Genomic DNA, 19,602 nt, shown 5'->3' with positions numbered 1-19,602 from the left:
GAAAACCTCCCACGGGAGGTTTTTTTGTGTCCGCAGAATCCTTTTTTAACACTTATGCGTTCTTTCTGAAGCCCGCAATAATTATTGCGCGGTTAATTATTGGCTTTGTGAAGTGCTTAATGTGATCTCACGCCTGAAATTTACAGTTAATACCCTTTTTTTGTTGATGGGGTTCACGTCAATCTTTGCCAAAAAAAATGAAACAAATAATTTCGATCCTTGTCACTAAAATAACGGTGCATAAAAAATAAACTCAAGTTTCATAAAAACGAAACGTTATTTTAATTGAGGGTTTTTTCATGTTTAAGAAATCTCTGCTCCTTGCTTCCCTTATTAGTGCCTCTTTTGCGGCTAGCGCCGTTACCGTCGATCTGCGTCACGAATATATTGACAGCGGCTCGAATGCCGACCGTGTTGCCGTCTCGCACCGCTTTGATAATGGCTTTGGTTTTTCAGTCGAGGCGAAGTGGAAATCAGGCGGGGACAAGGCAGATCAGCCATTCGCGGATGTAGTGGGGAACGGTCACGAAGATCAGATTAGCTGGCGCTGGAAAGCGACAGACAATATCGCCCTGACCCCTGCGTTTACGATTGAAAGCACAGACAGTCGCACCATTTATAAACCGAATCTGCATGTGCAATATAGCTTCGATAATGGCTTCTACGTGGCTGCGCGTTACCGTTACGAATATACCCGCTACCCGTCAAGCTCAAATAAGGACGATGATAAAGTTAACCGTGGCGATGCGTGGGTCGGTTGGGTATTAGGTGACTGGCGTACCGAGCTGAACTATGTTTACGCGAAAAGTTCTGAAGGCGTGGCCCGAAATAACAATAAAGATTATTCCAACGAATATAACGCCAAGCTGGCCTACAAATGGGATAAAAACTGGGCGCCGTATGTGGAGGTGGGCAACGTGGGGGTTAAAGACACGGACGAACGCCAGACCCGGTTCCGTTTAGGCGTGGCGTACTCCTTCTGATAATTTATCTTCTTCGCTAAAACCGCCGGGTGGCGCTTCGCTTACCCGGCCTACACCTTCCTTCCACTCCGTCGTTTCGTATGTCGCGTAATCACTCAAAAAAAAGCCCTCCGAATCGGAGGGCAAGGCCAGTTACAGAAACACTAACTCAAATCAGACATGCAACATTTCAGGTTGCTCGGGGAGTTTCGCGATATAGAGGGCCGGTTTGCCGTCTTTATCGGAACTGTACAGCACCGCTTTTTCGTCCGGCGTGAAGGACGGATGCGGGTGGGTTACCTGGCGGCTGTTCGCCACCGTAGCCCATGAGGTGTCATGACGGGCGATGCGGTAACAGGCTTTCTTCGTCACGTCAAAGGCATACAGATAAGGATCGTTATCAATGGTGTAGCCGCCGGTGTCTTTCACATCGACAGGCGTACCGGAGCCGTCGCCAACCAGCAGGGTGCCGTCGACGTTGCTCATCAGGTGCGAACAGGCGGGCATATTCATTACCGCTTCATTCACGCCGGTGTCCGGGTTGAAGCGGGAGATGGTGCGCCCTTGCTGACCTTTCAGGTAAGAAACGTAGATCAGCGCGGACCCGTCCGGCACCCAAAATTCATGTGTACAGCTTTCACCTTCCGCGTGCGTTTTCACTTTCCGCACGTTGCTGCCATCTTCGTTCACCAGCCACATGCGGGCGTCGACCAGGTCGTGCGGCCCTTCATGACAAAAGGCCACGGTATTGTCATCTAACGGGCGATAAATCGGATGTCCCAGCCAGATCTTCTCGTCATGAATGGTGGTGCTTTCACCCGTTTTCAGATCAACGCGCAGCAGGCGGCAGTGCGGCCCTTTGTGGAAGAAGTCGTGGAAAATTTTCCAGTCGTTGAGTGGCGTCCAGTCACGTCTGGCAATCTCAATACCCACCAGTTTGGTGCAGTCGCTGTTCGCGACCCAGGTGCCGTAGCCGACCCACTCTTCCGGGACGCGGTACACTTCGCGCTCTGCCAGCGTCTGTAAATCCACCTCCAGCAGGGTGCGATCGTTCTTCACATAGTAGAGGGATTTATCGTCCGGAGAGAGGAACCCGCCAAAGGTGTTATCGCCCGCGCCTTCGGTCAACTGTACCGCTTCGGCGTTTTTCAGATCCAACAGGTAATAGTTCCAGTGACCGTCGAACTCCCCGGCGAACAGCAGGTGGCTGCCATCGTTAAAGAAGCACTTCTGGTAAAAGTAGTTGCGATGACAGGTTACTTCCGGTGGGGTCAGGCGGGTGACTTCCACGCCTGTATCCGGATCGCGGCTGACCTCATAGTTCAGCTTGACCCGCATACCTTTAGCCATAATGCACTCCTTTGAACGCGTAATGTAGGTTGAAAACTAGGTGATAAATTATCAAAACGTTGTTTCATTATGTGTGACTGACAGCGCACTTTCTCAGTTTCATTAACCAGATTGAGGGTCTTAAAGATTTATCGTGATCGAAACACCATTTCTGGCATAAACAAGCAGGAAAAATGAAACGTTGTTTTAAATGCAATTGAAAACCCCGTGGTCAGGGGATAATATGTGTTCATCACGAAAACGGAACGTTGTTTCGTTATTTATCTTTGCCTTCGGGCACGATCAATTCTGGAGGTTTACGTGGACGTCAGACAAAGCATCCACAGTGCGCACGCTAAAACGCTGGATACTCAGGGGCTGCGCAGTGAGTTTTTAGTTGAGCAAGTGTTCGAAGCCGACAAGTACACCATGGTCTACAGCCATATTGACCGCATTATTGTGGGCGGGATTATGCCGGTGGCGAAAACCGTCTCCGTGGGCGGTGAAGTGGGCAAACAGCTGGGCGTGAGCTACTTCCTCGAACGCCGTGAACTGGGCGTGATTAACATCGGCGGGCCGGGCACCATTACCGTTGATGGCCAGTGCTACGAAATTGGTCACCGCGACGCGCTGTACGTCGGCAAAGGGGCGAAAGAAGTGGTGTTCGCCAGCATTGATGGCAGCAAACCGGCGAAGTTTTACTACAACTGCGCCCCGGCTCATACGACTTACCCCACCAAAAAAGTCACGCCAGCGGATGTTGCCCCGGTGACCCTTGGCGATAACCACACCAGCAACCGTCGCACCATCAACAAATACTTTGTTCCGGATGTGCTGGAAACCTGTCAGCTCAGCATGGGGCTGACCGAGCTTGCGCCGGGCAACCTGTGGAACACCATGCCGTGCCATACCCACGAGCGCCGCATGGAGGTCTACTTCTATTTCAACATGGATGAAGACGCCTGCGTGTTCCACATGATGGGACAGCCGCAGGAGACGCGCCATATCGTTATGCACAACGAGCAGGCGGTCATTTCGCCGAGCTGGTCCATCCACTCTGGCGTGGGAACGAAAGCCTATACCTTTATCTGGGGTATGGTCGGTGAAAACCAGGTCTTCGATGACATGGACCACGTCGCTGTTAAGGATCTGCGCTAGTCGCAGGCAGTTAAGTATATATCTGCCTGTTGCTGACAGGCGCTGAACGATTAAGGAATAAACATGATTCTGGATGCATTTTCTCTGCAAGGTAAAGTGGCTGTGGTTTCCGGTTGTGACACCGGGCTGGGGCAGGGTATGGCGTTAGGTCTGGCTGAAGCGGGCTGCGATATCGTCGGGATTAACATCGTTGAGCCAACGGAAACCATCGAGCGCGTTACCGCACTGGGCCGCCGTTTCCTGAGCCTGACCGCGGACCTGCGCAAAATCGATGCGATCCCTGAGCTGCTGGATCGCGCGGTGGCGGAGTTTGGGCATATCGATATTCTGGTCAACAACGCCGGCCTGATCCGTCGTGAAGACGCGATTAACTTCAGCGAAACGGACTGGGACGACGTGATGAATCTTAACATCAAGAGCGTGTTCTTTATGTCCCAGGCGGCTGCGAAGCACTTCATCGCCCTGGGGAAAGGGGGCAAGATCATCAATATTGCCTCCATGCTCTCTTTCCAGGGCGGCATCCGCGTGCCGTCTTACACCGCATCGAAGAGTGCCGTGATGGGCGTGACCCGTCTGCTGGCGAACGAGTGGGCGCAGCACAACATCAACGTCAACGCGATTGCGCCGGGCTACATGGCCACCAACAATACCCAGCAGCTGCGTGCGGATGAAGAGCGCAGCGCGGCAATCCTGGAGCGTATTCCAGCGGGTCGCTGGGGTCTGCCGAGCGATCTGATGGGCCCGGTTGTGTTCCTGGCGTCCCCGGCTTCGGATTATATTAACGGCTACACCGTTGCCGTTGACGGCGGCTGGCTGGCACGATAATTCACCCCGAATAAAGAACCTCTGCCCTCGGGTGGAGGTTTTTTTTGCGCCAAAATTGGCTTTATCCATATCCTTAAAGATGAAAAATCCATACTGAAAAGGAATGAATGACGGGTGTCACACATTTATTGCTTAAATATTAACTAATTAATAAAAAATAAGGTTAAACCACCCTGATTTGAAATTGTAATGTCCATCACAGATCGGTATGTCGTAGCGAAATAATCCATATCTTCACCAGTTCCGGCCTGACACTTTCTTCCGGTATCTCGTAATTTCACTTAACGAATTTCGCTGTTGAGGCAGGAAACTATGACATCTGTAAATGACTCTACCCTTATGCCCGCTGCGCTGCGCGATACCCGACGCATGAACCAGTTTGTTTCTGTTGCGGCCGCCGTAGCCGGTTTACTGTTTGGTCTGGATATCGGCGTTATCGCTGGCGCACTGCCCTTTATTACCGACCACTTTACCTTAAGCAACCGCCTGCAAGAGTGGGTGGTGAGCAGCATGATGCTGGGTGCGGCCATCGGCGCACTGTTTAACGGCTGGCTGTCGTTCCGTCTCGGGCGCAAATACAGCCTGATGGTTGGGGCGATCCTGTTTGTTGCCGGTTCCATTGGCTCGGCGTTTGCCATCAACGTTGAGGTGCTGCTGCTCTCCCGCGTGCTGCTGGGCGTGGCGGTGGGTATCGCGTCCTACACCGCGCCGCTTTACCTCTCCGAAATGGCGAGCGAAAACGTGCGCGGGAAGATGATCAGCATGTACCAGCTGATGGTGACGCTCGGTATCGTGCTGGCGTTCCTGTCGGATACATACTTCAGCTACAGCGGCAACTGGCGGGCAATGCTTGGCGTGTTGGCGCTGCCTGCGGTGCTGCTGATTGTGTTAGTCATTTTCCTGCCGAACAGCCCGCGCTGGCTGGCGCAAAAAGGGCGTCACGTGGAGGCGGAAGAGGTGCTGCGCATGCTGCGCGACACGTCTGAAAAAGCGCGTGAAGAGCTGAACGAAATCCGCGAGAGCCTGAAGCTGAAGCAGGGCGGCTGGTCGCTGTTTAAGGCAAACCGCAACGTGCGCCGCGCGGTGTTCCTCGGCATGCTGTTACAGGCGATGCAGCAGTTCACGGGGATGAACATCATCATGTATTACGCCCCACGCATCTTTAAAATGGCCGGTTTTACCACCACCGAACAGCAGATGATCGCCACGCTGGTGGTAGGGCTGACCTTTATGTTCGCCACCTTTATCGCGGTGTTCACCGTTGATAAAGCCGGACGTAAACCCGCCCTGAAAATTGGCTTTAGCGTGATGGCGCTCGGCACCTTAATACTCGGCTACTGCCTGATGCAGTTCGATAACGGCACGGCGTCCAGCGGCCTCTCCTGGCTCTCCGTCGGCATGACCATGATGTGCATCGCCGGTTACGCGATGAGCGCCGCGCCGGTGGTGTGGATCCTGTGCTCTGAAATTCAGCCGCTGAAATGCCGTGACTTTGGTATCACCTGTTCCACCACCACCAACTGGGTGTCGAACATGATCATTGGCGCGACCTTCCTGACGCTGCTGGATGCGATTGGCGCGGCAGGCACCTTCTGGCTCTATACGGTGCTGAACGTGGCATTTATCGGCGTGACCTTCTGGCTGATTCCGGAAACCAAAGGCGTGACCCTGGAGCATATTGAACGCAAGCTGATGAGAGGGGAGAAACTACGTAATATCGGCGTGTAATGTCATTGCCCGGTGGCGCTTCGCTTACCGGGCCTACGATAGCCTGTAGGCCGGGTAAGGCGTAGCCGCCACCCGGCTTTGTGTTTACCGCATCGCACGTCTCAAAATACGCTCCGCCTGACGCTGGAAGTCAGCGGCCGTCTCTTCCACGGTTTTCTGCCCGTAGTCGATATACTGCAAAGAAGTACCGAACTGCGCCACAATCTGTGGGTCGTCAAAGTATGGCGAGACGGTGAGTTTCGCCGGCAGCGACTGCGCCAGGCGCAGGCCCGCCACGGATGGATCGTCCTCTTTAATGGTGCCGTCTTCGGTCAGATACTGCACCGCCACTTTGCTCAACGGCACGCCGCGCTCAAGACCCAGCGTATCGACCCCTTCTTTGCTGTTGAGCAGGAAGTTAATCAGCTTCGCTGCCGCTTCCGGGTTTTTGGTCGTCTTACCAATCGACAGCATCTGCGCCGGTTTGAAGAACAGACCCGCGTCGGTGGCGCCCGGCAGCATTGGGTAGCTGCCCAGCTCCAGTTTCGCCGGTGGCTTCAGGTTGTCGGAATATTTGTTGATGGTGGAGTTCCACATGTAGGTGCCGCCCCATTCACCCTGGATCCACGGCTTCATCTCATACATGTTGCTCTTACCGAACGAGGCATAGTATTTGGTGTCCGGCATGACGTGGCTGTCGATCAGCTTTTTGTAGGTCTGGAAAAACTCCACCCACTGTTCCTTTGTGTAGCTGAACTTTTTGGTTTTCTCATCCACCGCAGGAATGTTGTACTTCTGGATCATGTACGAATTCAGCAGCGCCAGCGTATCCTGGTGCTCCAGGATCACCGGATAGTATTGCTTGCCGAGCTTGCTCTCGAAGGTTTTACCGGCCGCCATCAGCTCGTCCCAGGTTTTCGGGTACGCAATACCCGCTTTTTTCCAGGTTTCGTCATTGAAGTAGAACACGCGCGCCGTCACCGAGATCGGAATGCCGTTCAGCTTGCCGTCCACGGTGGTGGTTTGCAGCTCTTTGGGATCGAACTGCGACAGGTCGATCACGTCCTTCATCTTGTTCAGATCGTAGAAGCCATCACCGGTTTTGGAGAAGATCGGCAGCCAGTTCCAGTTGGTCTGCATCACGTCCGGCTCGGTGCCGCCCGCAATCTGGGTGGTCAGACGGGAGAGGTGACCGTCCCAGCCGGTGTATTCCGCTTTTACGTTGATGTCCGGGTTCTGCTTATGGAACTCTTCCAGCGCTTTCAGAGTGACCTGGTGACGGCCATTGCCGCCCCACCAGGACATCCGTAAATCCACATTCTGCGCCATCGATGGCAAAGCGGTAAGGCCCAGGGTCGCGGAGATTGCTGCGCTTAAAAGCACTTTTTTCATTTTTATCACTCCATCAGAGAGAGAGGTTCTGTTCAGTTTTTGCGTCAAAAATATGACACTTGTTCATCTCAAACGTGAAATACACCTTACGATGAAGCCCTTTATCAATCATTGGCTTAGCTTCATCGGACGGGATTCGGGCGGTCAGTTCGTAGTCCGCGACCTTCAGGTACACAAAGAATTCGTGGCCCATGTTCTCCACGCGCACCATCTCCCCGCTACAGCCGCCATTCGGGAAGGGCTCATCAGAGAGCGACACAAATTCCGGGCGCACGCCGTAGAAGATCTCCTGACCCGCGTAAGCCGCGACTTTCTCCTGCTTCTCCGCGTTCAGCGGCATGGTTTCATCGCCAATGGCGATGTGCAGCTGGCCCGCTTTTTCGACCAGCACGCTTTTGCGTATATTCATCTCCGGCGCGCCGATAAAGCCCGCCACGAACATGTTCTTCGGCTTGTGGTAGAGGTTGTCCGGCGTGTCCACCTGCATGATATGGCCGAGCTTCATCACGCAGATACGGTCGCCCATGGTCATCGCTTCGGTCTGGTCGTGGGTCACGTAAACGGTGGTCGCCGGTTTTCCTGACTTCTTCAACTGCTTGTGCAGGTCAGAAATACGGATACGCATCGAAGCGCGCAGTTTGGCGTCGAGGTTTGAAAGCGGCTCATCGAACAGGAACACATCCGGCTTTTTCACAATCGCACGGCCTACCGCCACGCGCTGCGCCTGGCCGCCGGAAAGCTGGCGCGGCAGGCGGTCGAGCAGCTCTTCCAGCTCAAGAATTTTGGCGGCTTCATTCACCTGAGACTCAATCTGATCTTTCGGCAGTTTGCTCAGCTTGAGACCAAAGGCCAGATTCTCGCGCACCGTCATGTGCGGATAGAGGGCGTAGTTCTGGAACACCATTGCAATACCGCGCTCTTTCGGCGCGAGGTTGTTCACGATCTTGTCGCCGATGCGCACCTCGCCGCCGCTGATGGTTTCCAGCCCCGCCAGCATGCGCAGGGTCGTGGATTTGGCGCAGCCGGATGGGCCGACGATCACCATGAATTCCCCTTCAGCAATTTTAAGATCGATAGCGTGTACCGCTTTAAAGCCGTTGGAGTAGACCTTTTCCAGCTTGTTGAAAATAACTTCAGCCATGGTATTTCCCTCTTAACCTTTAATTCCGCTGCTGGTGACGCCCTGTACGAAGTAGCGCTGTGCCAGGAAGAAGACAATGATGGATGGCAGAATGGAGATGCTCGCCATTGCCAGAATTTCGTTCCACGGCGCGCCTTCGGTGACGTCGATGGACATTTTCAGCGCCAGTGCGATGGGGTATTTATCCACGCTGTAGACGTAAATCAGCGGCCCGATAAAGTCGTTCATGGACCACATGAACTGGAACAGGGCGACGGAGATAATGGCCGGTTTCAGGATCGGTACCACCACGTACCACAGCACCTGGAAGGAGTTACAGCCGTCAATCTGCGCCGCCTCTTCCATGTCACGCGGGACGCCGCGCAGGAACTGGATCAGCATGAAGACGAAGAACCCCTGAGTGGCGAAGGCCAGCGGCAGGTACAGCGGCATATAGCTGTTGAGCATGCCCATTTCACGGAACATGAGGTACTGCGGGATCAGCAGTACGGTGCTGGGCAGCAGCATGGTGGTGATGAGCGTGGCGAACCAGAACTTCTTCCACGGGATCTCGAAGCGGGCAAAGCCGTACGCCACGATGGTGGAGGAGATAATGGTCAGGATCACTTTCGGGATCACATACTTAAAGGTATTCAGCATGTAATGGCCGAAGTTGTACTCGGTGCCGGTTTTCCAGCCGTTCACGAAACCATCCCAGGTGGCGTGGGCTGGCCACAGGCTCAGGGTGGTGAAGATCTCGTGGTTCGGTTTGAACGACGCGGAGAACATCCACACCAGCGGGTAAAGCATCAGCAGGCCGACAACCAGCAGGATCACATAGCGAACGGAGGCGTTGATTTTCTCTCTGCGCAGCGTGCGGGCCACTTCGCGTTCGGCGACGCTTCTTGCCGTGGAGAGTTGTTGAATATCAGCCATTTTTGCCTCCTTTATCGGCTGAGTAAAACACCCAGTATTTCGACGACTTAAAGGCGATACCGGCGAAGACGGCCACCACTAGGAACAGGATCCACGCCAGCGCCGCGCCATAGCCCATATCGAAATACTTAAACGCGGTGTCGTAGATGTAGAGCGAGAACAGATAGGTCGAATAGGTTGGCCCGCCGCCGGTAATGACGTACGGCCCGGTAAATTCCTGGAACGCCTGCGTGGTCTGCATGATGAAGTTGAAGAAGATCACCGGCGTAATCAGCGGCACGGTCACCTTCATGAACATCTGCCATTTCGATGCGCCATCGATCATTGCCGCTTCATACTGGGACTGCGGAACGTTTTGCAGCGCGGCCAGGAAGATGACCATCGCGGAACCGAACTGCCAGACACGTAGCAGGGTAACGGACATCAGCGCCAGCGACGGCTCGCCCAGCCAGTTCACCGGATCAAAGCCAAATACACCGATAAAGCTGTTCAGCAGACCATCAATGGCAAATAAGGCGCGCCACAGTACGGCAATGGCGACGGAGCTGCCGAGGATCGACGGAATATAGTAGGCCGTTCGGAAAAAGCCGATGCCGCGTAATTTAAAGTTCAGGACAAAGGCAATTCCTAATGCAAAGGCGAGCTTTAACGGGATGGTTAAAAATACATAGGCAAAGGTCACGCCCATGGATTTCCAGAAGAGCGTGTCTTCGGTAAACATGTAGCGATAGTTTTCAATGCCGTTAAACACCGGCGGACTCATCAAATCGTAATCCGTAAAGCTGAGGAAAAACGATGAGACGAAGGGGAATGCCGTAAAGAGTATCAGCCCGATGATGTAGGGTGATATCCATGCGAGCCCCAGCAGCTTGTTTTCATTCATACATACCTACCTGGCAATCAATGGTTTAATACGAAATCTGCTTTGTTACATTTTCCCAGGCCTGCGATGCGCGGCATGAGAGCTGAAATTCAGGGTGCAACGTCTGGCAACGGCGAAATCTACGTTTGTTTTTTAACGCTTTTTTGTCTTTCTTTGTGCTGTAAGCGCTTCTGGTTTCAAAAGAGCTGAACCGGCGTTCTTGGATACTAAAACATCGTTTTATTTTATATTATTGCGATTTATTTCTGCGTCATTCGCTTAATGGTGGAAATGTGATCGGCGTCGAAACGCTGTTTCAATATAGTGAGGGAGGTGGCATTTTTGACTTTTCACGAAGCTTTGCCGCCGGCCATGAGGAAGAGATAACGAAGCAAAAAGGGAGCGGGAATAAGAATAGTCACGCAGCGTGGCTAACTACCAGATCTGATAGCAGGTCTACAGATGTACCAATTCGTCATTCAGATAATTCTTACATTCTTGTATGATTTGTTACACCGGAACCAGTCAGGCAGAATTTCACTGCATCCTTAAAAGAAGAACAGTTATGTCAGCGATGGATTTCAAAAAACATACGGATCTCAACTTTCCTCACTATGCTCCCCCGGCGGTCAGCGCTAAAGAAATAGATCTTCTGGGTCTGCTGGACGTCCTGCTGGCAGCAAAAAAACGCATCATCACCATTGTCTTTGCATTTGCACTGGTCGGCCTGGCAATCGCCTTTCTGATACCGCAAAAATGGACCAGTAAAGCGGTCATTACGCCCGCGGAACAGACGCAGTGGAGTTCGCTGCGCCAGATGATGGTGGCGCTCCAGGTGCTTGATGTCGACGTGAAAATTACCCGTGCGGATGTGTTTAATCTGTTTATCAAAAAGTTTCAGTCCCAGTCTCTGCTTGAAGAGTACATGAAGAGCTCACCTTACGTGATGGCTCAGCTCGATGGCGCTCAGGTTGACCCGCTGGAGCTGCACCGCGCGGTGGTCAATATTGCCGAAAAGATGAAGGCTGTTGATAACACGCAGGAAAAAAATGCCGATAAAGCACCGTACCTCTCCTGGACGTTAAGCTTCACTGCCCCAACGGCAGAGGACGCGCAGAAAGTGTTGAATGGTTACATTCAGTACATCTCCCGCATCGTCGAGCAGGAGACCATGCAAAACATTCGCGATCAGCTGATCCTGAGAACCAAAACGGTTCAGCAGCAGCTGGAGCTGGATCGGGTCCGTCTGACAAATATCCACAATACCAACCTGCAACGCCTGAACTACTCGCTGGAAGTGGCGAACGCGGCGGGGATCAAAAAGCCGGTCTACAGCAATGGACAGGCGGTGAAAGACGATCCGGATTATTCCGTCGCCCTCGGTGCGGACGGGATTGCGCAGAAATTGCAGATTGAAAAAAATCTGAAGGACGTTTCTGAGCTGAACGCCGATTTCCAGAACCGCGAATACTACCTGGCACAGCTGCAAAAACTTTCCTTCGAAGATGTGAGCCTGGAGCCGTTCAAATACCAGCTTTCACCTTCTATGCCGGTGAAAAAAGATGGCCCGGGCAAAGCCCTGATCGTGCTGCTGGCGTGTATTCTGGGTGGACTGTTCGCCTGTGGCAGCGTGCTGCTGCGCGAGGCAATGAGCACCCGCAACCCGCTGCCGGAACAACTTCCTGAGCCGGTTACGGAATAACTTCAAAAAAGGCGCTCAACTGAGCGCCTTTTTTTATTTCAGGAAATCTTCGCGAACCGGCGTAAAGGTATCCAGCAGGGTGCCGGGTTTCAGGCAAACGCAGCCGTGCATCACGTGCGGCGCTTTATAGAGGGTGTCGCCCGCCATCACCACATGCTTCTCCTCGCCAATGGTGAACTCAAATTCCCCCGAGAGAACGTAGGTGAGCTGCTCATGCGGATGGTTATGCATCGGGCCAATCGCGCCTTGCTCGAAATTCACTTCCACCGCCATCATCCTGCCGTCGTGCGCCAGAATACGACGCGTCACGCCGTTGCCCAGATCCTCAAGCGTGGTCTCTTTATGGAAAATAAACATATTTTCGCCCTGTTATGTAATGAAACATTGTTTCAATTAATTTATCTCACCCGCGGCGAAAAGGAAACGTTTAGCCAAATAACTGGAAAGGCGATCACAAGTTTGCTTCACTGGGTGAAACGCACAGGAGGAAAGATGAAAACGATCGGTCTGTTAGGGGGCATGAGCTGGGAATCAACAATCCCGTACTACCGCCTGATTAATGAAGGCGTCAAACAGCGTCTGGGCGGTCTGCATTCGGCCAGCCTGCTGCTGCACAGCGTGGATTTCCATGAAATAGAAGCCTGCCAGTCGAGCGGGGAGTGGGACAAAGCGGGGCAGATGCTGGCGGACGCCGCGCTTGGGCTGGAGCGTGCGGGCGCGCAGGGTATTCTGCTGTGTACCAATACCATGCATAAGGTGGCGTCGCACATTGAAGACCGCTGTTCGCTGCCGTTCTTACATATCGCGGATGCCACCGGGCGTGCCATACGTGCCGCTGGCATGACGCGCGTGGCGCTGCTGGGGACGCGCTACACCATGGAGCAGGATTTTTACCGCGGGCGGCTGAACAGCCAGTTCGGGATTGAAAGCCTGATCCCTGAAGAGGCTGACCGGGCGCGCATTAACCAGATTATTTTTGATGAGCTGTGTCTGGGCACCTTCAGCGAAACGTCGCGCGCATGGTACGTCAGCGTGATTGAGAAACTGGCGCAGCAGGGGGCGGAAGGGGTTATCTTCGGCTGTACCGAAATTGGCCTGCTGGTGCCGGCAGACCAAAGCCCGATAACGGTCTTCGATACCGCCGCCATCCATGCCGCGGATGCGGTGGAGTTCATGCTGTCATAGTGGTTTTTGCAGGTCAGGTAAGCGAAGCGCCACCTGACGCGCGTGCGCAATCAGGTGTTCACTAAAGGCATCAACCAGCGCTGAGGCGGGCCGGTGCAGCGGGCGGATCAGGCTCACGGTAAAGGGAACGGAAACGCTAAAACGGCGCAGAACCACGCCGCTGCTGGCGTAGTCCATGGCCGTGAGCGGGTTCACCACCGAAATACCCACGCCCGCGCGCACCATCGCGCAAATAGACGCCGCACTGTGCGTTTCCATCACCATCCGCCGCTTCACCTGATGTTCGGCAAACAGGCCATCCAGAAGCTGCCGGTAGCTGTCGGTCTGCGACAGGCTGATATAGTTCTCACCGTGAAAATCCGCCGGCGTCAGCTCCGCTTTGTGGGCAAGCGGGTGGCTGGCAGGTAGCACGCAGACCTCATCCAGCGACAGCAGCTCCGTGCGTTCCGTTCCCGCTGGCGTGACGAGGGTTTCGGTCAGACCCAGATCGTGGCGCTGGGCCGAAAGCCACTCCTCCAGCAGCGGCGACTCCTGCGGCACGATGGTCAGGCTGACCTCCGGATAGCGGGCCAGAAACGGCTGTAACAGTACCGGCAGGAATGACTGGGAAAAGACCGGCAGGCAGACGATGGACAGCTCGCCCTGGCGGAACTCCCTCAGGCTCTCTGCCGCGCTCACGATCCTGTCCAGCCCGTACCAGGAGCGCTGAACCTCCTCAAACAGGCGTAAACCCTGCACCGTTGGATGCAGCCTGCCGCGGGCGCGTTCAAACAGCTTCAGCCCCAGCACTTTCTCAAAACGCGCCAGCTCGCGGCTGACCGTCGGCTGCGAGGTGTGCAGCATGTGCGCGGCTTCAGTGAGATTGCCGGTGGTCATTACCGCATGAAAAATCTCGATATGGCGTAGGTTAACGGCGGGCATAGGGCACCTGATGGCTGAGCGTAGTCCATATCATTTTTGCATAGACTCACGATAAAACGATATTTTTTATTCTCTCCAGGCTATGGCGTAATGATAAAAAACAGATTTCCGGAGACGACCATGCCACGCCCACTCAACCAGACTGAGACCGATTTAAACGCCGATAACCTGCTGCGCTTGCCTGCCGAATTCGGCTGCCCGGTGTGGGTCTACGATGCGCAGATTGTCCGCGAGAAGATCGCCGCGCTGCATCAGTTTGACGTGGTGCGTTTTGCGCAGAAGGCCTGCTCCAATATTCATATTCTGCGCCTGATGCGCGAGCAGGGCGTGAAGGTTGACTCCGTATCGCTGGGTGAAATCGAACGTGCGCTGGCGGCCGGGTTTGATCCGAAAGCCGACAGCGACGCGATCGTCTTCACCGCTGACCTGATTGACGACGCCACGCTGGCGCGCGTGCACGAGCTGCAAATCCCGGTCAATGCCGGTTCGGTGGATATGCTGGAACAGCTTGGGCAGGTCTCTCCTGGCCATCGCGTCTGGCTGCGCATCAACCCGGGCTTTGGTCACGGTCACAGTCAGAAAACCAACACCGGGGGCGAAAACAGCAAGCACGGGATCTGGTATGCCGATATGCCTGCGGCGCTGGAGGTTTTACAACGCTACAACCTCAAGCTGGTAGGCATTCACATGCATATCGGGTCCGGCGTGGATTATGGCCATCTTGAGCAGGTCTGTGGCGCCATGGTGCGTCAGGTTATCGATTTTGGTCAGGATCTGGAGGCGATCTCCGCCGGGGGAGGGCTTTCGATCCCTTACCGCGAAGGGGAAGAGGCGATCGACACGGATCACTATTACGGCCTGTGGAGCGCCGCGCGTGACAGCATCGCCGCCCATCTGGGCCATGCGGTGAAGCTGGAGATTGAGCCGGGTCGTTTCCTGGTTGCCGAGGCCGGCGTGCTGGTGGCGCAGGTGCGGAGCGTGAAGGAGATGGGAAGCCGTCACTTTGTGCTGATTGATGCTGGCTTCAACGATCTGATGCGCCCGTCCATGTACGGCAGCTATCATCACATCACCGCACTTGCCGCCGATGGCCGCGATCTGGTTAACGCCCCGCGCATCGAGACCGTTGTTGCCGGCCCGCTGTGTGAATCCGGTGACGTCTTTACTCAGCAGGAAGGCGGGAAAGTCGAAACCCGTTCGCTGCCAGAGGTAAAACCGGGAGATTATCTGGTGCTGCATGATACCGGTGCGTACGGGGCGTCTATGTCTTCCAACTACAATAGCCGCCCGCTGCTGCCGGAAGTATTGTTTGATAACGGCGTGGCGCGGCTGATTCGCCGTCGCCAGACCATTCAGGAGCTGCTGGCGTTAGAGCTGGTCTGATTAAACCAGGGCCCCGTCGTCACCGAATCGCGTAACACCAGCGTGCCGGTGAACGGCGGGATCGCTTCAACCGGCTGGTTTTTTGCCAGCCGGATCGCCTGGTCGATCGCCGTGACGATCATGTTGTCGATCGGCAGATACACCGACGACAGGGCAGGCTCCAGCCACTTTGCGCTGGGGGCATCGTCAAAACCAAACAGCGAAATATCCTGCGGGATCTTCAGCCCGGCCTGGTGTAATGCTTTGGAGGCGCCCAGGGCCATATCATCGTTACAGGCAAACAGGGCGCTGAACGATGTCTTTTCCGCAATCAGCTCCTTGCACAGCTCGTAACCCCGCGTCATGCCTGCATCGCCGTATTTAATCCGCCGCTCGTCGAGACGAATACCGTGCTTCTCCAGCGCCTTACGGTAGCCCATCAGTCGCGCTTTACCCGTTGGCGTGTGGATCGGGACGGTGATACAGGCGATCTCCCGGTGGCCCTGGCTTATCAGGTAATCCACCGCTTTGAAGGCTGCGTCCTGCTGTTCAAAGAACACGCAGCGATCCGCCGCCTGGCTCACTTCACGGTTAATGATCACCAGCGGCGTCTGCACGCTGTTGATCAGCTTCAGGATCGTCTTTTCGCTCATGTAACGCGTATACAGCACGATGGCGTCGCACTTGCGATCGGCGAGCATCTGCACCGCCTGTTCTTCCTGTTCAGGGGCGTCGTGACCGTCGGTAACAATCAGCTGTTTTCCGTGCTTTTCGGTCTGCCGTGACGCCTGCTGTAGCAAACGACCAAAGTAAAAACCGTCGAACGTCGAGACGACCAGACCAATGCTGTTGCTGGTCTGGTTAGCCAGCGAACGCGCGAGAAAGTTCGGACGATAGCCCAGCTCCTCCATCGCGCGAAATACCTGCTGACGCGTGCTCTCTTTAACCTGACCTGTGCCGTTCAGCACGCGCGAAACGGTGGCCTTCGACACGCCCGCACGCAGTGAGACATCCAGCATTGTTGCCATTCGAAATTCCTGTTTCCACGTAATGGTTTGCAGTTTAACACAGACCATCCGGCGCATAAGCGACGTGGGAAGGGCAAAACCCCATAACGATCACGCTTTTCGGTAACGATCCTCGCCCGCGGGATAAATGCCTGTCATTGGCATGCCAAAATGGTGATAAATCGCAATCTGGAATACCTCTTACCTCATTGAGAGCTTAATCACAGAACAAAGCGCCTGTGGACGCTATTTTTGGCATACCAATAGTATCCGGCTGTCCATCTTATTCAATAAAAGCCCTTTTACTGAGGTATTACCCTATGGCATTTCAGGAAAAACTGATCGACGCTCTGGGCAGTTTTGCCACCACCTTCAACAGCTATCGCTACATCCAGGCGATCAAGTCTGCGTTTATTACCTTAATGCCGGTCATCATTGTGGGGGCGTTCTCGGTACTGATCTCCAATATGGTGCTGGATCCGAAAAACGGCCTGGCGAGCTTTCAGTCGCTGTCGTTTCTGGCGGCGTTAAAGCCGATCACCAGTGCGCTGAACTATGCCACGCTCAACTTTCTCAACATCGGCGCGGTGTTTTTAATCGGCATTGAGCTGGGGCGTATTAACGGCATTAAGTCCCTGTTCCCCGGCCTGCTGGCGGTGATCTGCTTTATCTGCGTGACGCCGACCACGGTGGAAATGCTGGTGGACGGCGAGATGCACGTGGTGAAAGACGTGCTGCTGCGCCAGTTCTCGGATACCCGCAGCCTGTTCCTCGGCATGTTTATCGCCATCCTGTCAGTGGAGATTTACTGCTGGCTGGAAAACCGCAAGGGGCTGAAAATCAGGATGCCAGACACGGTGCCGCCGAACGTCGCCGCGTCGTTCTCTGCGCTGATCCCGGCCATTATCACCACCACCGCCATCGCCACCTTTGGCTTCGTGTTTCATCAGGTTACCGGAATGTATCTCTACGACGCGGTTTACCAGGTGGTGCAACAGCCGCTGGAGCGCGTGGTGCAAAGCCTGCCGGGGATCCTGCTGCTGATGTTTGTCGCCCAGCTGTTCTGGGTGATTGGTATTCACGGCAACCAGATGATCAAGCCGATCCGCGAGCCGCTGCTGCTGGGGGCAATCACCGTTAACATGAGCGCGTTCGAGCAGGGCAAAGAGGTGCCAAACATCATCACCATGCCGTTCTGGGACGTCTATATGAGCATCGGCGGCTCCGGCCTGACCATCGGCCTGCTGATAGCCGTCATGATTGCCACCAAACGTAAAGAGATGAAGGAGATCGCTAAGCTCTCCATCGGCCCGGGTATTTTTAACATCAACGAGCCGGTGATCTTCGGGATGCCAGTCATGCTCAACCCGATCCTGGCTATCCCGTTCATCATCACGCCGCTGGTGACGGGCTCGATTGGCTACTTTGCCACCGTGACCGGATTTGCCGGGAAAGCCGTGGTGATGGTGCCCTGGACCACGCCGCCGCTGATCAACGCCTGGCTGTCAACCGCGGGCTCCATGGGGGCGGTGATCACCCAGTTTATCTGCATCGTGACCGCGGTGATTATCTATCTGCCGTTTGTGAAAATTGCCTCACGCCGCGCAGATCAGGCCGCACTGCAACAAGCCACCGATAACGCATGAGGGCAGGATGAGCATAAAACAGATAACCATACCGCCAGATTTTATGCTGGGCGCGGCGGCATCGGCCTGGCAGACCGAGGGCTGGAGCGGCAAAAAGCCGGGGCAGGATTCGTGGATCGATCTCTGGTACAAGAACGATCGTCACGTCTGGCACAACGGCTACGGCCCGGCGGTGGCAACCGACTTTATCAATCGCTTTCGCGAAGACGTGGCGCTGATGAAGCAGGCGGGACTGACGCACTATCGCACCTCGATCAACTGGTCGCGCTTTTTGACCGACTATGAAAACGCCACCGTAGATGAAGAGTACGCCGCCTATTACGACGCGCTGTTCGATGAAATGCACCGTCAGGGCATTGAGCCGATGATCTGCCTGGAACACTACGAATTGCCGGGCGTGCTGCTGGAGACCTACGGCGGCTGGGCGTCGAAGCACGTCGTCGAGCTGTTCGTTCGCTATGCGGAAAAGGTGTTTGAGCGCTTTCACGGCAAAGTCACCCGCTGGTTTACCTTCAACGAGCCGATTGTGGTCCAGACGCGCGTCTACCTTGACGCACTGCGCTGGCCCTATGAGCAGAACACCAGCACCTGGATGCAGTGGAACCACCATAAGGTGCTGGCGACGGCGAAAGTGGTGAAGCTGTTTCGCGAGAAAGGGTATGACGGCACGGTGGGTTGTATTCTCAACCCGGAGGTGACCTACCCGCGCTCGCGCGCGCCGCATGACGTGCGGGCGGCAGAGATGTACGATCTGTTCTATAACCGCGTCTTTCTTGACCCGCTGGTGCACGGGCGCTATCCGCAGGCGCTTTTTACCCTGCTGGCGCAGCATCAGGTGCAGTGGGATTACACGGCTGACGAGCTGGCGCTGATTGCCGACAACACCGTCGACGAGCTGGGCATTAACCTCTATTACCCGCATCGCGTCAAAGCCCCGTCCCGCGCCTGGCACCCGGAGACGCCGTTCCACCCGGCGTACTACTACGAGCCGTTCGAGCTGCCGGGGCGGAGGATGAACACCTCCCGCGGCTGGGAGATCTTCCCGCGCATTATTTACGACATGGCGATGCGGATTAAAAACGAGTATCGCAACATTGACTGGTTTGTGGCGGAAAGCGGGATGGGCGTGGAGAACGAAGCGCAGTTTCGCAATCGCGACGGCATTATCGATGACGCGTACCGCATTGCGTTTCTCAGCGAACATCTTTATTACACGCTGCTGGCGCGGGAGGCGGGGGCTAACTGCCACGGCTATATGCTGTGGGCCTTCACCGACAACGTCTCCCCGATGAACGCGTTTAAAAACCGCTACGGGCTTATTGAGATCGACCTTGAAAACCATCGCGCACGGCGGGCAAAGAAATCGGCATCCTGGTTTCGCCAGCTGCGCGATGAGCGTGTGCTGACGCTCAGGGTTGACGATGAATGGAAGTAAGCCTTCTGGTAAAATAGCGCACAAACTGGCCGGGAGGACGTCCGGCCCGCGCA

17 protein-coding genes are annotated in these 19,602 nt (G+C 55.0%); 9 read left to right on the top strand and 8 right to left on the bottom strand.

The features are described from left to right. Window positions 1-299: 299 nt before the first annotated feature. Window positions 300-983, top strand: a complete 684-nt coding sequence (locus L379_RS05010) for an oligogalacturonate-specific porin KdgM family protein (RefSeq protein WP_003862842.1) — start codon at window positions 300-302, stop codon at window positions 981-983. 153 nt (window positions 984-1,136) lie between these two features. Here the strand turns inward: L379_RS05010 and L379_RS05015 are convergent, their stop codons facing one another. Beyond that, window positions 1,137-2,312, bottom strand: coding sequence for an oligogalacturonate lyase family protein (locus L379_RS05015; protein WP_032654871.1), 1,176 nt, complete (start codon window positions 2,310-2,312; stop codon window positions 1,137-1,139). Between the two features lie 300 nt (window positions 2,313-2,612). Here L379_RS05015 and kduI point away from each other — a divergent pair, with 300 nt between their 5' ends. The 3 genes from kduI (at window position 2,613) to L379_RS05030 (ending at window position 6,002) form a co-directional block, all read left to right on the top strand. Further along, window positions 2,613-3,449 carry a 5-dehydro-4-deoxy-D-glucuronate isomerase gene (gene kduI, locus L379_RS05020; protein WP_032654870.1) on the top strand — a complete coding sequence of 279 codons (837 nt, stop codon included), beginning with the start codon at window positions 2,613-2,615 and terminating at the stop codon, window positions 3,447-3,449. A 63-nt stretch (window positions 3,450-3,512) separates the two neighbouring features. Further along, on the top strand, window positions 3,513-4,274 hold the full coding sequence (kduD, locus tag L379_RS05025) for a 2-dehydro-3-deoxy-D-gluconate 5-dehydrogenase KduD (RefSeq protein ID WP_032654869.1): 762 nt from the start codon (window positions 3,513-3,515) through the stop codon (window positions 4,272-4,274). A gap of 312 nt (window positions 4,275-4,586) precedes the next feature. Then, complete coding sequence (locus tag L379_RS05030; protein WP_023295370.1) at window positions 4,587-6,002, top strand: arabinose-proton symporter AraE; 1,416 nt, start codon at window positions 4,587-4,589, stop codon at window positions 6,000-6,002. 84 nt (window positions 6,003-6,086) lie between these two features. Here L379_RS05030 and L379_RS05035 read toward each other — a convergent pair whose 3' ends face one another. The 4 genes from L379_RS05035 to L379_RS05050 are packed head-to-tail and all read right to left on the bottom strand — an operon-like array spanning window position 6,087 to window position 10,312. Then, window positions 6,087-7,373 (bottom strand): ABC transporter substrate-binding protein, encoded by a 1,287-nt coding sequence (locus L379_RS05035; RefSeq protein ID WP_017382862.1) that lies wholly within the window; start codon window positions 7,371-7,373, stop codon window positions 6,087-6,089. Between the two features lie 13 nt (window positions 7,374-7,386). Then, window positions 7,387-8,514 carry an ABC transporter ATP-binding protein gene (locus tag L379_RS05040; RefSeq protein ID WP_023295369.1) on the bottom strand — a complete coding sequence of 376 codons (1,128 nt, stop codon included), beginning with the start codon at window positions 8,512-8,514 and terminating at the stop codon, window positions 7,387-7,389. A gap of 12 nt (window positions 8,515-8,526) precedes the next feature. Next, complete coding sequence (locus L379_RS05045; protein ID WP_017692724.1) at window positions 8,527-9,429, bottom strand: carbohydrate ABC transporter permease; 903 nt, start codon at window positions 9,427-9,429, stop codon at window positions 8,527-8,529. Beyond that, window positions 9,422-10,312 (bottom strand): carbohydrate ABC transporter permease, encoded by an 891-nt coding sequence (locus tag L379_RS05050; RefSeq protein ID WP_003862825.1) that lies wholly within the window; start codon window positions 10,310-10,312, stop codon window positions 9,422-9,424. Before L379_RS05050 ends, L379_RS05045 begins: the two co-directional genes overlap by 8 nt. Window positions 10,313-10,856: 544 nt before the next feature. Here L379_RS05050 and wzz(fepE) point away from each other — a divergent pair. Next, window positions 10,857-11,993: an LPS O-antigen length regulator Wzz(fepE) gene (gene wzz(fepE), locus L379_RS05055; RefSeq protein ID WP_017382859.1), complete on the top strand. Its 1,137-nt coding sequence runs from the start codon at window positions 10,857-10,859 to the stop codon at window positions 11,991-11,993. A gap of 33 nt (window positions 11,994-12,026) precedes the next feature. Here wzz(fepE) and L379_RS05060 read toward each other — a convergent pair whose 3' ends face one another. Then, window positions 12,027-12,350 (bottom strand): cupin domain-containing protein, encoded by a 324-nt coding sequence (locus tag L379_RS05060; protein WP_015571763.1) that lies wholly within the window; start codon window positions 12,348-12,350, stop codon window positions 12,027-12,029. Between the two features lie 135 nt (window positions 12,351-12,485). Here L379_RS05060 and L379_RS05065 point away from each other — a divergent pair, with 135 nt between their 5' ends. Beyond that, window positions 12,486-13,178 (top strand): aspartate/glutamate racemase, encoded by a 693-nt coding sequence (locus L379_RS05065; RefSeq protein WP_015571762.1) that lies wholly within the window; start codon window positions 12,486-12,488, stop codon window positions 13,176-13,178. Here L379_RS05065 and L379_RS05070 read toward each other — a convergent pair. Then, window positions 13,173-14,099, bottom strand: a complete 927-nt coding sequence (locus L379_RS05070) for a LysR family transcriptional regulator (RefSeq protein ID WP_017382857.1) — start codon at window positions 14,097-14,099, stop codon at window positions 13,173-13,175. The two genes, L379_RS05065 and L379_RS05070, sit on opposite strands and share 6 nt — an antisense overlap. Before the next feature lie 120 nt (window positions 14,100-14,219). Here L379_RS05070 and lysA point away from each other — a divergent pair, with 120 nt between their 5' ends. Continuing rightward, window positions 14,220-15,482, top strand: coding sequence for a diaminopimelate decarboxylase (gene lysA / locus L379_RS05075; RefSeq protein WP_017692727.1), 1,263 nt, complete (start codon window positions 14,220-14,222; stop codon window positions 15,480-15,482). Here lysA and L379_RS05080 read toward each other — a convergent pair. Continuing rightward, window positions 15,452-16,489, bottom strand: a complete 1,038-nt coding sequence (locus tag L379_RS05080) for a LacI family DNA-binding transcriptional regulator (protein WP_003862814.1) — start codon at window positions 16,487-16,489, stop codon at window positions 15,452-15,454. The two genes, lysA and L379_RS05080, sit on opposite strands and share 31 nt — an antisense overlap. Before the next feature lie 299 nt (window positions 16,490-16,788). Here L379_RS05080 and L379_RS05085 point away from each other — a divergent pair, with 299 nt between their 5' ends. Further along, window positions 16,789-18,114, top strand: a complete 1,326-nt coding sequence (locus L379_RS05085; protein WP_015571758.1) for a PTS sugar transporter subunit IIC — start codon at window positions 16,789-16,791, stop codon at window positions 18,112-18,114. A 7-nt stretch (window positions 18,115-18,121) separates the two neighbouring features. Next, window positions 18,122-19,549, top strand: a complete 1,428-nt coding sequence (locus L379_RS05090; RefSeq protein WP_032654866.1) for a glycoside hydrolase family 1 protein — start codon at window positions 18,122-18,124, stop codon at window positions 19,547-19,549. The last annotated feature ends 53 nt before the right edge of the window (window positions 19,550-19,602 follow it).

It is taken from the genome of Enterobacter sp. MGH 33, assembly GCF_000534535.1.
In the GTDB taxonomy this organism is placed as follows: Bacteria; Pseudomonadota; Gammaproteobacteria; order Enterobacterales; family Enterobacteriaceae; genus Enterobacter; species Enterobacter hormaechei_C.
The sequence above is the reverse complement of the archived record's forward strand: the minus strand, read 5'-3'. Positions and strand labels throughout refer to the sequence as shown.